This is a genomic window from Psychrobacter glaciei (assembly GCF_014652895.1).
GTDB classification, from domain to species: domain Bacteria; phylum Pseudomonadota; class Gammaproteobacteria; order Pseudomonadales; family Moraxellaceae; genus Psychrobacter; species Psychrobacter glaciei.
Map to the genome: position 1 here is coordinate 21,331 of NZ_BMZR01000006.1, position 15,457 is coordinate 36,787.

General features: G+C 42.4%; 14 protein-coding genes. 12 read left to right on the top strand and 2 right to left on the bottom strand.

Annotated features, from left to right (window positions below; genetic code table 11):
- Positions 1-15: 15 nt before the first annotated feature.
- The 4 genes from IE130_RS11815 (at position 16) to IE130_RS11830 (ending at position 2,915) form a co-directional block, all read left to right on the top strand.
- The gene (locus tag IE130_RS11815) at positions 16-621 is read left to right on the top strand and encodes a hypothetical protein (RefSeq protein WP_189586210.1); all 606 of its coding nucleotides are present in this window, start codon (positions 16-18) and stop codon (positions 619-621) included.
- A gap of 27 nt (positions 622-648) precedes the next feature.
- Positions 649-1,488 (top strand): hypothetical protein, encoded by an 840-nt coding sequence (locus tag IE130_RS11820; RefSeq protein ID WP_189586213.1) that lies wholly within the window; start codon positions 649-651, stop codon positions 1,486-1,488.
- 63 nt (positions 1,489-1,551) lie between these two features.
- Positions 1,552-2,427, top strand: a complete 876-nt coding sequence (queF, locus tag IE130_RS11825) for an NADPH-dependent 7-cyano-7-deazaguanine reductase QueF (protein ID WP_189586216.1) — start codon at positions 1,552-1,554, stop codon at positions 2,425-2,427.
- Between the two features lie 86 nt (positions 2,428-2,513).
- A complete protein-coding gene (locus IE130_RS11830; RefSeq protein ID WP_189586219.1) occupies positions 2,514-2,915 on the top strand; it encodes a lysozyme inhibitor LprI family protein in 402 nt (133 codons plus the stop codon).
- Positions 2,916-3,002: 87 nt separating this feature from the next.
- On the opposite strand, the gene IE130_RS11835 is transcribed toward IE130_RS11830, so the two are convergent.
- Positions 3,003-4,721 (bottom strand): proline--tRNA ligase, encoded by a 1,719-nt coding sequence (locus IE130_RS11835; RefSeq protein ID WP_010196605.1) that lies wholly within the window; start codon positions 4,719-4,721, stop codon positions 3,003-3,005.
- Positions 4,722-5,335: 614 nt separating this feature from the next.
- Between IE130_RS11835 and IE130_RS11840 the strand changes: the two genes are divergently transcribed.
- Both IE130_RS11840 and IE130_RS11845 read left to right on the top strand, forming a co-directional pair.
- On the top strand, positions 5,336-6,094 hold the full coding sequence (locus IE130_RS11840) for a DUF4230 domain-containing protein (protein WP_189586222.1): 759 nt from the start codon (positions 5,336-5,338) through the stop codon (positions 6,092-6,094).
- Positions 6,095-6,389: 295 nt separating this feature from the next.
- Positions 6,390-6,614: a hypothetical protein gene (locus IE130_RS11845; protein ID WP_189586225.1), complete on the top strand. Its 225-nt coding sequence runs from the start codon at positions 6,390-6,392 to the stop codon at positions 6,612-6,614.
- An 82-nt stretch (positions 6,615-6,696) separates the two neighbouring features.
- Here IE130_RS11845 and IE130_RS11850 read toward each other — a convergent pair whose 3' ends face one another.
- Positions 6,697-8,331 carry a cryptochrome/photolyase family protein gene (locus tag IE130_RS11850; protein WP_189586228.1) on the bottom strand — a complete coding sequence of 545 codons (1,635 nt, stop codon included), beginning with the start codon at positions 8,329-8,331 and terminating at the stop codon, positions 6,697-6,699.
- Positions 8,332-8,502: 171 nt separating this feature from the next.
- Between IE130_RS11850 and IE130_RS11855 the strand changes: the two genes are divergently transcribed.
- The 6 genes from IE130_RS11855 to folC all read left to right on the top strand — a co-directional run bounded on the left by IE130_RS11855 (position 8,503) and on the right by folC (position 15,263).
- Positions 8,503-9,174, top strand: a complete 672-nt coding sequence (locus IE130_RS11855; protein ID WP_189586231.1) for a phosphoribosylanthranilate isomerase — start codon at positions 8,503-8,505, stop codon at positions 9,172-9,174.
- 192 nt (positions 9,175-9,366) lie between these two features.
- Positions 9,367-10,569 carry a tryptophan synthase subunit beta gene (gene trpB, locus IE130_RS11860; protein WP_189586380.1) on the top strand — a complete coding sequence of 401 codons (1,203 nt, stop codon included), beginning with the start codon at positions 9,367-9,369 and terminating at the stop codon, positions 10,567-10,569.
- A gap of 84 nt (positions 10,570-10,653) precedes the next feature.
- Complete coding sequence (locus IE130_RS11865; RefSeq protein WP_189586233.1) at positions 10,654-11,355, top strand: hypothetical protein; 702 nt, start codon at positions 10,654-10,656, stop codon at positions 11,353-11,355.
- An 85-nt stretch (positions 11,356-11,440) separates the two neighbouring features.
- On the top strand, positions 11,441-12,265 hold the full coding sequence (gene trpA / locus IE130_RS11870; protein ID WP_189586236.1) for a tryptophan synthase subunit alpha: 825 nt from the start codon (positions 11,441-11,443) through the stop codon (positions 12,263-12,265).
- Between the two features lie 500 nt (positions 12,266-12,765).
- Positions 12,766-13,728: an acetyl-CoA carboxylase, carboxyltransferase subunit beta gene (accD, locus tag IE130_RS11875; protein WP_189586383.1), complete on the top strand. Its 963-nt coding sequence runs from the start codon at positions 12,766-12,768 to the stop codon at positions 13,726-13,728.
- Positions 13,729-13,910: 182 nt separating this feature from the next.
- Complete coding sequence (gene folC, locus IE130_RS11880; RefSeq protein ID WP_189586239.1) at positions 13,911-15,263, top strand: bifunctional tetrahydrofolate synthase/dihydrofolate synthase; 1,353 nt, start codon at positions 13,911-13,913, stop codon at positions 15,261-15,263.
- The last annotated feature ends 194 nt before the right edge of the window (positions 15,264-15,457 follow it).

The following is a 15,457-nucleotide window of genomic DNA, read 5'->3' on the forward strand; positions in this document are numbered from 1 at the left end:
AGTCAAAAGTGGGGCTTGAGTGACCATGTTATTCGAGAAAAAGATACTATTTATATCAGTACACCTTATATCCGTACACCCCATCATAAGCAGCCATTGGTATTTAAGGATTACCTTGAACCATTTGAAGAAGAGCATAGAATTCATTATTCATTGCAGGATTATGATAAATCACATCATCTGTTGCAATTACTACGTACCTTGTATGAGACACAGTCCACCATTATCGTCGATTTAAATACAGGACATTGGCAAGAGCTCTACGCTACTGACCTTATGTTTTCAGACGATATGACTCATATTGTGGGGTTTAATGGTAGGCAAGGTACGACTCAAGACATCATTATTTGGGAGCGTCAAAAAGATAGTAATGATGGACGTTATACAAGGGTATTTAGTAGCAATGAACTGTATGAGCAACAGTATGATGATAATAAAAAGAATGAGGTATACGAAGCACGAGATATCAATTGGACAGCTGATAACAAAATCAATGTTGATTTTATTTATCGGGTAAATCCAACAGATACCGTAGCGTTTAGATCGCGTTATATTTATGCGACTGATGATAAAGAGGGTACCTGGCAGAGAGTTTTACCTGATAACGATATTAATAATTAAGCAATGATAAAAAGGTCTTACTCTCATATGCAAGTAGCTCAAACAGTCGTTAAATTAATCCGTATTTGTATGGCAAGTACATTACTTTTAGTGCTATCAGTGTCAGCGCAAGCAAAATTACCCAAAGCAACAATGGATGATTATGTTTGGGAGGTCATAGACGCCCCTATTTATCCTAACTTGGGTGAGACTTGTAATAGTAAAAATGAGCTGAAACATCGAGATTGCTTGGATCAGAGTGCGATGATTTATAATCAAAATCTCATCGAAAAACTACAATTATCAAAATATGTTTCTCGTCAGCTAAACCAGACCACTATTACGATACCCAATCATGAAGCGCCTATCATATTGACCGATAAGCCTGTACAAGACGAAGACGGGGACGGCCTTAGATATGTTTATCTCATAAATCGCTACGATAAGGATAAAAACTGGCTTTACCTATCTGGACAAATCTATGAAACTAATAACACAGTATTGATTAATCTAAACACCGGTTCTATACAAGAGTTTGAAGGATCGCATTTGACATTTTCACCAGATATGACTTATGCAGCCACGGTTAAAGTTGAGTTTCCAGGTGAAGAAGAGGTTATCATTTGGAAAAAAGACAAGTACGGTAGCTATCAGTATGATAAAAACAATATAGATTACGATAAATTTCGGCAACACTTCAAGTTTTATGACAGTCGTAAGTATAGTCCCATGCCTTATAATGCAAATCTTGAATGGGTTACCAATGATAGCTTATTAGTAGATTTTTATTTTAAGATGAATGAGCATGACACTATTGCTTATCGAGTACGATTTAATTATGTGAAGACAGAGCCTACCTCAGACTGGCAAATGATTCCCATAAAATAGCCCATTGCTGTAAAATAACGTGTTTCTGTTTCATTATATTTAAGTATGAAAGGTAAGTGATTTATGAGTATCCACGGTATTTTAGGTGAGCAAACAACCGACTATCCAACTGAGTATAGTCCAGAAACCTTGTATCCTATTGCCCGCAGTATGGGGCGCGCTGCTATTGGCTGGCAAGACGATAAGTTGATGGTTGGCGTCGATTGGTGGCAGGCATTCGAGATGTCTTGGCTTAACCAGCAAGGTATTTCACAGGTTGCCATCGCGCGCTTTAGTATACCCGCTAGTTCTCCATTTATCGTCGAGTCAAAATCACTCAAGCTGTATCTAAACAGTATCAACTTTACTGAATTTGCCAGTTGGGTAGAGGTGCAAGCATTGATTGCCAAAGACTTATCGGCCTGTGTGCAAGCAGAAGTAACCGTTGAGTTGTTTGGTCTAAATGATGACCTGAATGATAAAGCAACAGGCTTATTAATTGCACAGCCTGAAGGTGTTTGTATCGATGATGCCTTAGCAGGTAGTAATGATAAAGTCGCATTATGCGAGCATCCCGATGCCTCGCTACTGAGTAACGCTGAAACGAATGTTAATTTAGAAATAGAAAGCTCTCAGCCTTATAATTTTTATTCAAATCTATTGCGCAGTAACTGTCCGGTGACCAATCAGCCCGATTGGGGCACGCTTGCGGTTTCGATTATCAGTGATAAGACAGTCGACGAAGCTGCAATGCTGCGTTATATTTTAAGTTTCCGTCAGCACAATGGCTTTCATGAACAGTGTGTGGAACAAATATTTGCTGATTTGAGTCAATACTATGAGCCAAGCGAGCTGATGGTTCGTGCGTGGTATACGCGCCGAGGCGGTATCGATATCAACCCTTGTCGCGTGAGTGATATAAGCTTATTGCCGAAGCCAAGCCGTTTAATTCGTCAGTAGACTATAAGAGTACTTGCTAATATTCATCAAATCCGTTTATATACTTATATAGGCAAATGTTATTTTGCTTTGCTTGGGAGGTCGAGATGAAAGATGCAACTGGTTTTTTGACGGCGCTAGCGGCAGCTGCTTTGTCTGTTTCTCTCATGCAATCGGCACAAGCGGAGTTTATCGAAAATCAATATAACTGTGAAGACGCTTATATGGAAGTGGCTTATGATTGTGGTAACGATGCGATTATAGTCGAAAAAAATCGTCTTAATAAAATTTATATGAGTGCTTATCGTACTTTGAATACGACACAAAAAGAGCAGTTGGATAAAGAGCAGCGTATATGGTTAAAGGATCGTAATGATAAGTGTGACTTTGAATACGAAGGTCCAATGAATAATTCTGTGGTGTACGCCCAGATTTACGCTAATGTCTGTACTGCTAATGAGAGTCAGAAACGTAGTAAGGCGATTGCTAAAAAATATAATATCAAATAACAATTTTCATTTTTTTATAAGTAAAAAAAGCGCCTATCTCATTAATTGAGATAGGCGCTTTTTATGGCACAGTCTGTGCTAATCAGACTATTTGCCGCTTACTTTTGCTATGACTTCTTCACGGCTAAGCATTTGCTTTTCTGCTTCACGGCGATTGACGTACTCGTATTTGTCTTCAGCAAGATTGCGGTCAGAGACCACGATACGATGCGGAATACCAATCAATTCAAGATCAGCAAACTTAACACCTGGACGCTCGTTACGATCGTCGAGCAACACATTGACACCTTGAGACTTTAGCTCTTCATACAGCGCAGTAGCGGTTTGCATGACGGTTTCTTCTTTTGACTTCATCGGTATGATAGCGACTTCAAAAGGCGCAATCGAGTCAGAAACAGTCGGCGTTTTTGGCCACATGATACCGTTTTCATCGTTGTTCTGTTCGATTGCAGCGGCGATGATGCGACTAACACCAATACCGTAGCAACCCATCATTAGGGTAACTGGCTTGCCATCTTCACCTGAAACCTTGCAGTTCATCGCTTGTGAATACTTATCACCCAGTTGGAAGATATGACCCACTTCGATGCCGCGTTTGATTTTCAGGCTACCTTTACCGTCAGGAGAAGGGTCGCCCTCTTGCACATTTCGAACATCGACGATGCGGGTGAGACGGGTATCTCGTGCCCAATTCATACCAATAGTGTGCTTGTTAACTTCATTCGCACCAGTGACAAAGTCTGACAAGGCTGCTGCCGAGCGATCGACAAACACAGGCATATCTAAGTCAACACCAATATAACCTTTATGCAGACCAGCTGCTTTCAGTTCTTCATCAGAAGCTAGCGTCAACGGCACGTTTGCTTCTTCGATTTTTTCTGCTTTGATGGTGTTTAATTGATGATCACCGCGCAGCACAATCGCAATCAGCTGTGGCTCATCGTCTTCGGTATGACCATGGACGATTAAGGTTTTGACTGTGGTGGAGAGCGGAATGTCTAAGTGTTCTGCAACCATTTTACAGCTGGTCATATCTTCGGTTAAGACGTCTTCGCGTGCCATCTTAGGCGGCTGACGCTCAGCAGTGCTGACAGATTCTGCTAGTTCAACGTTGGCTGCATAGTCAGATGAGTCTGAGAATGCGATATCATCTTCGCCACTGTCTGCCAAGACATGGAATTCATGCGAGGCAAAACCACCGATAGAGCCTGTGTCCGCTTGTACTGCACGGAAATCGAGACCCAAGCGGGTAAAGATACGCGTATAAGCGTCATACATATCATGATAAGTTTTAGCCAATGAGGCCTGATCAACATGAAATGAATAAGCATCTTTCATGGTGAACTCACGCGCACGCATCACGCCAAAACGTGGACGAATCTCATCACGAAATTTACCTTGAATCTGAAAAAAGGTAATCGGTAGCTGTTTATAACTACGTAGTTCGCCTTGGGCAAGATTGGTGATGACTTCTTCATGGGTTGGACCAAGCACAAAATCGCGATCATGACGGTCTTTAAAGCGCAACAGCTCAGGACCGTAATCATCAAAACGTCCGGTCGTTTGCCAGAGTTCTGCTGGCTGAGTCATTGGCATGAGCACTTCTTGTGCACCGACATTTTGCATCTCTTCACGAACAATACGTTCGACTTTTTGTAAGATGCGCAGCCCCATGGGCAACCAAATATATAGTCCAGAAGCGATTTTGCGAATAAGACCGGCGCGCACCATCAACTGGCTAGAGGCGATATCAGCATCACTAGGGGTTTCTTTTAGAGTGGCAAACAAAAATTGACTGGCTTTCATAAATAAAGCGTAACCTTATCAACGATAAAAAAAATAAGAAATAGTAGGATGTTGAGCGTGTGGCTGAGAGTTTCAGAACCGCCGCAAGCTTACCTTTATTACTTGGTAATAGGCTAGGACATCGCCTAGCTAAAGGATGATTTCACAAAAAATACTTCAGTAACTTCTTCCTGCATACAGCAGGGGAAGTTTTTAATTTATGCATCAATATATCGGGCTATTCAAACACCAATTTTCAGGCTAGAAGCCCGAAAAATAAATATATGCTGACATTTTTGTTCATGCAATCTGACTATGTTAGGTAAAGTTTGCCTAAGACGCAATGACTTTTTGTTTTTTCAGGTCGAACGTGACGTAAACAGGTAAATATCACGACAGTAACCCGATGATTTGCTGATTTTAAAGGCATTTGTGTGGAAATGTGTGGAAAGATATCGTGCTTTACATAGAGGTATTCATTAAAGATTATGTAGAGGATTGGTAGTTATTACTTGAAGTCGTTGCTCAAAAATAGCATTTATCATTTAGGACGTGATCTTTTGTGCAGTCCTAACTGTGTAGTCCTAAAAGTGTGTAGTTATAAAAATAAACGATGAAACTTTAAAGGTGCTTATATGAACCGTCCTGATAATCGATCTTCTGTTAATGCTAATAAGACCAATCCACAAGGCAAAAAACCCATCGCCACAATGTCGTGGATTGTATTGCTTTTTGGTTTGGCAGCGCTCGTTTTTGCTATTTATACTGCGCAAAATATAACTGAAGAAGCACCGATAGAGACCATCACTCGTGAGGGTGTGGTCACGAAGATTCAGCAGCTCAATCGCCTACAAACGGTCGCCTTTAGCGTAGATACTGTCATCACAAGCCAGCGTCCAGGGAGCTGGATGAAGTTATGGCAAGATGAGCAAAAGGGCTTGTTTATCGCCCGTGGTCGCGTAGAGGCAGGGATTGATCTGAGTGCATTGACGCCTGGAATGGTGCAAGTGATACCACCTACTACAGCACAAATTAATGCCACACTAGAGGAAGCGCAGGAAGGCGATAATAATACTCCAGCTTCTATAATGCCTCAGATTAATATTACTTTGCCACCTTCAGAGATATTTTCAGTCTATTTGGATGATATCGAGATTTATGATTGGCAGACAGGGGCTTTTGGCATGATGCAAATTGATCCTAAGATATTTGACCAAGCACAGAGTATGGCCAAAAAAGAAGTGCTTGAACGTGCTTGTCGCGGTGATGTAATGAATATGGCATTACAGAACGCCCAAACGCAGTTGCAGCAACTGTTTGCGTTGACAGGTGCAATTGTGACGGTTACTACTCAAGGGGCAGGCGCGTGTCAATTGCCAGTAAGTACGTCGTAGATTTTGAGACCTAAATGCTTATTGAGGGCTCTAGTCAAGGCATCTCTTCATTTTTAGCCCACTTAGTTGCTTCCATTCAGATTGAGGACACGCCCTAATATTTTTAGTTTGAAATTATCGATAACCACGCTATTATAGTGGTATATAATGAATTTATTCTAAAAAAAGAATAAAGTACTGCTGAAACCAATTTTTCAAAGCCTACGTCTAAATGATGACACGTCCTAGAAAAATTTATACCAGTCTTATAAATATTGATGATAAGAAAACTCATATAATATAAGAGGTGATGCATATGACAATTTTCAATAATCAACCTGCTACTAATGATAAGCGCGATAAATCGAATAAAGACCTCAAGCTAACAGAAAGACTTCCGTTTGCGACATCGATATTGTTAATTATCAGCTTCACCTTATTAGCATTTGCTTTGTATAGCATTCTAATAAAAACATTAGAGACGCCAAATAACACTCACAATGTTGATGTTCCCGAAAGCACTATGACGGAAGTTAAGTAGCGAAGCGGTTAGTCAGTCACGTGTTTTTTAGCCAATAGACCTTATTCTATGAATATTCGTCTCCCTATGATGCCGTGCTTCATTATTTTTTAAATTCAGCAATCGCCAGTTGCCGTACCGCTTTGTGTTCGACCATTGGTGCGGGGTAATCTACCTTCCCAAACATATCGTCGGTGTTGATAGCTTTACGTATTTTGTCTTCGCTATGCAAGGTGCTGGCAGGCATATCCTTTAATTCAGGTAACCATTCCTTTATAAATTCCCCATCAGGGTCATGCGTTTTGGCTTGGCTAAAGGGATTCATAATACGGAAGTAGGGTGCAGAGTCCGTACCGGTCGAGGCGCTCCATTGCCAACCGCCATTATTAGAAGCAAAGTCGCCGTCTATCAGCTGCTGCATGAAATAGCGCTCGCCCCACCGCCAATCAATCAGTAAATCCTTGGTCAAAAACATCGCGGTGACCATGCGCAAGCGATTGTGCATAAAGCCTGTCGCATTTAAGCACCGCATCGCGGCATCGACTAAGGGCACACCAGTCCTGCCCGTACACCACGCATCAAAATCATCTTCATTGTATGACCAATTAATCTTAATATCGGTCTCATGTTTATAAGCCTGATGCTGAATAAGCTTTGGTTTATCCGCTAATACATGACGATAAAAGTCTCGCCACGCCAGCTCACTGATCCAGCGGTTAATATCTTCATTGTCGCCATCATTACCATGCAGTTGCTCTTGTGCTTTAGCGGCTTGCAAGTAGCAAAGTCTGGGACTGATGACCCCAATCGTCAGATATGCTGACAACTGGCTAGTGGCGTGCAAGCTTGGCACATCGCGGCTCACATCATAGTTATGAATATCATCCGCAACGAATTGATCCAAGCGGTGACAAGCCACCACTTCTCCAGCAGGATAGGCGTCACGTGCGTTAGTAAGCTGTGCCTCACTATCAATATGGCTGAGCTGGGTATTATCTGCTAATGACTGTTGGTAGTCTTCAACCACTTTTTGGCTTAATGCTTCTATCGCGTCAACGGTGTTTGCTGCCTTTTTTGAGATTTTCAAAGCAGCCTTGTTGCTATCGATGTTGCTATCGATTGCTAAAGCTTTATGCAGTTGTATGTTGCTAACTTCCAAGGTATGCCGCCACTTTTTATAAAATGGAGTAAATACCTGATACATACTATCGTCATTGGTGGTGATGCTTTTCGGTGGTAAAATGCATTGATCATGCCAGCGTATAAACTCGATGTCATTTTTTGCAAGCAGCTTGTTCGCTTCTTCATCACGTTCAATCTCATTACCCTCGTATTCATGATTGGCCATGACGCCGCTAATATTATTGGCTGCACATAAGGCGCTTAATGAATCCGCACAATCAGAGAAACTATCGCAAACTTGTACATGCAAGGTGATATTTAATTGTTTGTGCAAGTCATTTGCCAATATAGGCAAGGTACGGGCGATATGATCGAGTTGAACCAATGACATATCGTGCGTTTGCCATTGCTCAGGCGTGAGGAAAAATACAGCGCTTACTGATGCGTCATTATCATGGGCACGCTCACAAAGCGCTGCTAAAGCGGTGTTGTCATGTAGGCGTAGATCACGGCGAAACCACATCAAATAATGGGCGGGGCTAGTGCTGTTATTATCATTGTTATTGTCAGTGTTGTTATCAATGGTATTGGTAGTTGCCGACGCAGTGTTAGACATTAAGTATCCTCATATTAATCAATCGCAATCATAAACAAAACTATGAATAAAAGTATGCTAGGATAAGTTTTTGGATGCAATTGATTTACTCATTGAGTAACAAATCCTCATCATTTTATGCTCAATCGCTATGACAGCCAATCACTGGCTGCTGTATTTTAAGGTCACACCATGCACGTGAAGTTTTGCGGGTTTACCGACGTAGCTGATATTCATACCGCCACCCAATTGGGTGTAGAGGCGGTCGGCTTGGTATTCTATCCGCCCAGTCCACGTGCTGTGACCATGGAACAAGCCAAAACCTTAATCACAGCCGTTCCTGCCTTTGTCAGCGTCGTCGCCTTGGTGGTTAATATGTCACACGAAGCGCTGGTTGAACTGGCGGACAATGTCGCATTTGATATCATTCAATTCCACGGTGATGAAAACCCTGAGCAGTGCCAACAATTGGCAAACGCGGTCAATAAACGCTGGATAAAAGCCTTACGCATCAATGCGGAGCAAGATACGCTAGATAGTGTGAGCGCACGTATTGATGGCTTTGCAGCGGCAGGGGCAAGTAGTATTTTGCTCGATGCTTATCATCAGCATAAATATGGCGGTACGGGTGCGCGCTTTGATTGGAGCCTTATTCCTCACCATAGCTCGCTACCGATTGTCTTAGCGGGCGGTCTTGATGCCCAAAACGTCGCTGCGACGACAGCGCTACCCATTTATGCCGTTGATGTCAGCGGTGGCATCGAGGCAGCTAAAGGTAAAAAAGATGCTGCCAAAATGCGCGCATTTATGAAAGCGGTCAAACGCGATCGATGGCAAAGCGTGACGGTCACTGACGCCATCTAAGCGATTCATAAAGCACCTTTATCCTTATTTGGTCGTTATTCCGATTTTCTGCTTAAATCTTATTTTTTCGTTCTCCACTATTTATATTAAAAAATACCACTTATTACAGTAGGAATTATCATGAGTCATGTCGCTAACAAAGATTTATCAGCCACGGCACAAGCCGTCAATACTTTTACCAATCCAACTGATGTGCAAGACTTCAATCAGTATCCCGATGCCCGTGGGCACTTTGGTGTGCATGGTGGTCGTTTTGTCTCTGAAACATTGATGGCAGCACTAGAAGAGCTAGAAGCGTTATATAACAGAGTTAAAAAAGACCCTGCATTCTGGGAAGAGTATCACAACGATTTGGTCAATTATGTCGGTCGCCCAACCCCGCTTTATCATGCCAAACGTCTCAGTGATGAGATTGGCGGCGCGCAAATTTACTTTAAGCGTGAAGACCTTAACCATACTGGCGCGCATAAGGTAAATAACACCATCGGACAAGCCTTGCTAGCCAAGATGAGCGGCAAGCAACGTATCATCGCTGAGACGGGCGCAGGTCAACATGGCGTAGCCACGGCGACGATTGCCGCACGTTTAGGGTTAGAATGTATCGTCTATATGGGTGCCGATGATGTCGAACGCCAAAAGATGAACGTCTACCGTATGCGTTTGCTTGGTGCGACGGTTGTGCCAGTCACTTCTGGCTCACGTACCCTTAAAGATGCGATGAACGAAGCGATGCGCGACTGGGTCACCAATGTCGATAGCACCTATTATATTATTGGTACGGTCGCTGGCCCGCATCCTTATCCATTGTTGGTTCGTGATTTCCAAGCGATTATCGGTAAAGAAGCGCGCATTCAGCATTTGCAAATGACTGGCAAATTACCTGATGCCTTGGTCGCTTGTGTCGGTGGTGGCTCGAATGCGATTGGTCTGTTCTTTGACTTCTTAAATGATACTGATGTCAAAATGTACGGCGTCGAAGCGACGGGTGATGGTATCGAAACGGGTCGTCATTCAGCGCCACTTGCTGCTGGTCGTATTGGTGTATTGCACGGCAATCGTACTTATCTAATGGCAGATGATGACGGACAGATTCAAGAGACGCATTCTATCTCTGCGGGTCTTGATTATCCGGGCGTTGGCCCTGAGCACAGCTTCCTAAAAGACATGAAGCGCGTTGAATATGTGGGCTGTACCGATAAAGAGTCGTTAGAAGGCTTTCATGAAGTCACGCGCAAAGAAGGTATTATCCCTGCGCTCGAATCTGCGCATGCCGTCGCTTATGCATTGAAGCTAGCTAAGACGATGACGCCTGATCAAACGATTATTGTGAACATGTCGGGTCGTGGTGATAAAGATTTGCACTCAGTAATGAAAGCAGAAGGGATTGAGCTTTAGATTACTACGATTTTAGAGTTCCTATCATTCGAATCTACTTTAGTTCCATTATTAACTTGAGAGTTATCTGATGTTGAGGGTACGGTGAATCATAATTTATTTGAGCTAAATAGCTTTCCAGATAAGCTAACACTTAGCCTGCCCTTGAGCATTAATACGCTACTGCCTAAGAAAGAACTAAAGTTTTTTCAAAGTGAAAAGTTTGTTGATAGTATGCAACTAGCTTTGCTCTCGGTAGCGATCGGCTTTATTTTGTATCTAGCAGAGAAGTTCTTAGGTAGTAATGATTTATTAAAATTTCAATCCATTTTTGTTATATGTAGTATGTTCATGTTATGGCACATATTTTCTCATTACTTAGCATTTCGTAAAGAAAAAGGCCAAAACTTACCTAGTAAATATGTGGCAAAAAATATTGATTGGCATTTAGAACCTATTCTGTCTATTACCTCTGATAAATTAAGAGTCCTCTCAAATAGTCGCCGTAAAGAGAAAGTGATTTGTTTTGATAATATAGATGAAATTGTTTATAACATTGAAAAAGATGATAGTGGTATTTCAGTACTCTACAAGCCTAATACCAGTGAAAGGTTCGAGGATAATATTATTCCTGACTCACTTGATGGGGATGGGTTATCAGAATTTGTACTATTAAAGTCAACGCTTGGAAGTTATGTTTTAAACGATAATTTAGACAATCATTATCAGATTCATAGAATACAAGTAGCGTTATTATTAACTCATATACTCTATAACCGTACCGAACAGCTAAATATCGACTGGTAAGGTTATTAGGTTATTAGTAGAGAGACTATGTGTGTTACGCGACTCAATAATAAAAGATTAACTTTAAATTAATTAAGAGAACACTATGACCCGAATTGAAAGCACTTTTAAAACGTTAAAATTACAAAATAAAAAAGCCCTTATTCCTTATGTAATGGCAGGCGATCCCAATCCAGAGACGACAGTAGGCTTGCTTCATGACTTAGTGAAGCATGGTGCAGATATGATCGAATTGGGCTTACCCTTCTCTGATCCAATGGCTGATGGCCCAGTCGTTGCCTTAGCAGGTGAGCGTGCATTAGCCGCAGGTACCAGTACGCGTGATGCATTAAAAATGGTCGCTGAGTTTCGTCAAACAGATACACAGACGCCAATTATTTTGATGGGTTACCTCAACCCAGTTGAAATCATTGGTTATGATAACTTTGTGGCGCTGTGTGAGCAGTCTGGCGTCGATGGTATCTTGATGGTTGATTTGCCACCAGCAGAGGCGGGTAGCTTTACCCAGCACTTAACTGACAACTCGATAAATGAGATTTTCTTACTATCCCCAACCACTTTGCCTGAGCGCCGTAAGCAAGTATTAACCCATTGTGGCGGTTATATCTATTATGTGTCATTGAAAGGCGTGACAGGTTCAGCAACGCTAGATACAGCTGCCGTGGCGACCCAAGTGCAAGCCATTAAAGCCGCGACAGACCTTCCAGTATGTGTCGGGTTTGGTATCCGTGATGGGGCTTCTGCAAAAGCGATTGGTACTTATGCGGATGGTGTCATCGTTGGCAGTGCGTTGGTACAGAATTTTGCTAATATAGATGCGAGCGATGCGACGGCTGTTGCGGCGGCTCAGCAAAAAATCATGGCTAAGATGGACGAGCTACGCGGCGCGTTGGATAGCTTGAGCGCTTAGATTTATATGGTAATTGCCTTATATGGCGATCGCTATAGAAGTCATCGATATAGCAGAATGGGTAGCGTTTGCTGATGGCAGGCGACTCACTGGCATTCATCATTGACCTGATATAAGTTCCCCTGTATGAACCTGAGAAATAGTCAGTAGCGTAGCCACGTTGATTTACGGTTTATAAAGACTTAGTATTTATGAGCGCTTAATATTTATAAGCACTTAATATTTATGAGCGCTTAGTATTTATAAACACAAGATCAAATGACTTTGCTAAATTTAGTTTACGAGTGTAAACTAATATAATTATGATAGTGGTTTTTAAAATAGCATTTGTTGATACTCCTATCGCTGATATTTATCCATAAGTACGATAGACTGCGATATGGATATGTAAACGTGTCCCATAACTGCTCATGTTATGCTGGTATTTGACACTTTGTTTAGACAACCATTAAACTCTCAAGGACAAGGGAATGAGCCAACTTGTCGATAAGCCTTTGATGATGGCAAATAATATGACTGATACAATAACAAAACCTGATATGACTAATCCTAATAATACTGAAAAAAACAACGTCGAGCCGAACGGTAACACCGCTGGGCAATCGTGGTTTAATCGCTCGGTACCAGGTATCAAGCAGCAATTAACAGCGCCTTTGACGGCAGTAGAGACCGAACCGTCAACCAAGTGCAGTAATTGCCATTCGATGATTACCAACACGGCGCTTATCTTTAACTGCTATGTATGCCCGCATTGCGATCATCATTTACCGATGAGTGCTCGCGAGCGTCTGCATTGGATATTGGATCAAGTAGATGGTGAGCTTGGGCAAGAATTTACGGCAAAAGATCCGCTGAGATTCGTCGATAGTAAGCCATATCCAAAGCGTATGAGTGAAGCACAAGAAAAAACGGGCGAATCTGAAGCACTGATTGTCATGTATGGTAAGCTGCGCAATCTTGACGTCGTGGCTTGTGCTTTTGATTTTCGCTTTATGGGCGGCTCGATGGGGTCAGTCGTCGGCGATCGATTTGTCCAAGCGGCAGAAAAAGCGCTTGAAGACAAAGTACCTCTAGTTTGCTTTGCAGCCTCAGGCGGTGCACGTATGCAAGAGGGGCTGTTGTCTTTGATGCAGATGGCTCGTACCGCAGCAGCAATTGAACGCTTAAGAATTGCTGGCGTGCCGTATATCGTCGTGCTGACCAATCCCGTTTATGGCGGTGTGACTGCATCGCTCGCTATGCTCGGTGATATTCATCTGGCAGAACCAAAAGCCATGATTGGCTTTGCTGGCAAGCGCGTGATTGAGCAAACCGTCCGTGAGACATTAGAAGAACCGTTTCAGCGTGCCGAATTCTTGTTAGAGCATGGCGTGGTCGATGAAGTGGTACATCGTCATCAGCTTATCGATACCATTTATCGCTTGCTGGCGAAGTTATGTGGCGTTCCTAATGTTAATGCTTAGCACCAAATAAACAGCGGATTAAGTTTATAAGTTTTATAACTGCTTAGCAGCGTGTTAATATCTCTAAAATATGCAAAACTCCTTAATAGCATTTATCGTCATATAACGGTAAATGCTATTTTTGGTTTTAGTTAGCAGATACACGGTTTTTATTTTCATAAAATTATATATAGGTTTGCGCCATGTCTGATTCCCAAGCTTCTAATCCCGCTAGCCCCAATGATAAAGCCGACTTAACGGAATGGCTTGATTATATGCAGCAGATACACGTCTCAGCGATAGATATGGGCTTGTCGCGCGTGTTGCCAGTCGCTGAAGCACTGGGTGTGGTACAGTCAGCGAAAGATGATGCTTATGTATTTACCGTGGCAGGCACCAATGGTAAAGGCTCAACGACGGCAGTGATTGCACAGATGTGCCAAGCAGCAGGTTATAAAACTGCTCTCTATCAATCACCGCATCTCAGCGCCTTTAACGAGCGGGTACGCATCAATGGCGAAATGGTCAGCGACCAGACGCTGATTGAGGCTTTTAGCAAAGTAGAGGCAGCACGCTTACAATGCGATTTGACGTTGTCGTTTTTTGAGATGACGACATTGGCTGCTTTATTGATATTTGCCGAAGCCGACTGTGATGTATGGGTATTAGAAGTGGGACTCGGTGGGCGCTTAGATGTCGTCAATATTATCGACCCTGACATGGCGGTGATTACCAATATTGGTATCGATCATGTCGATTGGCTCGGTGACAATGTCGAAGATATTGGTCGCGAAAAAGCAGGAATCTTACGCAATGGTATTCCCCTAATTTATGGCGCTACCGACATGCCAACCAGCGTGCAACAGGCTATCGATAAGAATCAAGCAACTTGTTATCAAGTCGGGCAAGATTTTCATTATCGCGAGATCGACGCAATTACTTGGCAATACAGTAATGCTGCTGTTACTCTACAATTGCCACGACCAGCATTGTCATTGACCAATACTGCCAATGCCTTATCAGCAGTGTTAGCCAGTTCATTAGCTGTCGATATTGCTGCTATTGAGCAGGCGCTACGGACCGTTAAATTGGCAGGTCGCTTTGATTATCGAGAGTTAGAGAATCGTCACTGGCTATTTGATGTGGCACATAACGAGCAGGGGGTTGAGTTTTTATTAGCGCAATTATCACCGCTCTGGCAGTATGTAGCGAAGCAAAATAGTGATGAACAAACCAATAGCGCACCTGCAACCATTAAAATGCTATTTTCCATGCTGGCGGATAAAGATATCGACAAGGTCGTGCAGCGTTTGACCGAATCAGGCTTGCCGATTAGTGATTGGTTCATCGCTGAAATTGACTATCCACGTGCGGCGAGTACTCAGCAGTTGCAAGGTATCTTAAGCAACTATGTGGATAGTGCGCAGATACATGAGTTTAAACGTTTATCAGAAGCGACGCAGGCCGTTATAAATGGCAGTCAACCACAAGATCTCATTGTCGTTTGTGGCTCCTTCCATACTATTGGTGAGGCATTGGCGGCACTTGAAAAATGAGAAATTAAGTGAAAATATGACGGGTTTAATGTTAATCTTAACAGCAGCGTGAGAGCAGACAGCATAAAAAATATACTTTATAATCAAAGAGCTTTTACAAACAAAGAGGCTTTTTATAAGGTACTTTATAAAGTGTTTTATAAAAAGTACTTTCATAAAGAATAGCTTTCATAAAAAAGTGCTGTTATAAATAT

Excerpts from the sequence above, each read along its gene's own strand:
- queF (WP_189586216.1), top strand. The coding sequence starts at position 1,552 with ATGAGTATCCACGGTATTTTAGGTGAGCAAACAACCGACTATCCAACT.
- IE130_RS11835 (WP_010196605.1), bottom strand. The coding sequence starts at position 4,721 with ATGAAAGCCAGTCAATTTTTGTTTGCCACTCTAAAAGAAACCCCTAGT.
- IE130_RS11830 (WP_189586219.1), top strand. The coding sequence starts at position 2,514 with ATGAAAGATGCAACTGGTTTTTTGACGGCGCTAGCGGCAGCTGCTTTG.
- IE130_RS11840 (WP_189586222.1), top strand. The coding sequence starts at position 5,336 with ATGAACCGTCCTGATAATCGATCTTCTGTTAATGCTAATAAGACCAAT.
- IE130_RS11845 (WP_189586225.1), top strand. The coding sequence starts at position 6,390 with ATGACAATTTTCAATAATCAACCTGCTACTAATGATAAGCGCGATAAA.
- accD (WP_189586383.1), top strand. The coding sequence starts at position 12,766 with ATGGCAAATAATATGACTGATACAATAACAAAACCTGATATGACTAAT.
- folC (WP_189586239.1), top strand. The coding sequence starts at position 13,911 with ATGTCTGATTCCCAAGCTTCTAATCCCGCTAGCCCCAATGATAAAGCC.
- IE130_RS11855 (WP_189586231.1), top strand. The coding sequence starts at position 8,503 with ATGCACGTGAAGTTTTGCGGGTTTACCGACGTAGCTGATATTCATACC.
- IE130_RS11820 (WP_189586213.1), top strand. The coding sequence starts at position 649 with ATGCAAGTAGCTCAAACAGTCGTTAAATTAATCCGTATTTGTATGGCA.
- IE130_RS11850 (WP_189586228.1), bottom strand. The coding sequence starts at position 8,331 with ATGTCTAACACTGCGTCGGCAACTACCAATACCATTGATAACAACACT.
- trpA (WP_189586236.1), top strand. The coding sequence starts at position 11,441 with ATGACCCGAATTGAAAGCACTTTTAAAACGTTAAAATTACAAAATAAA.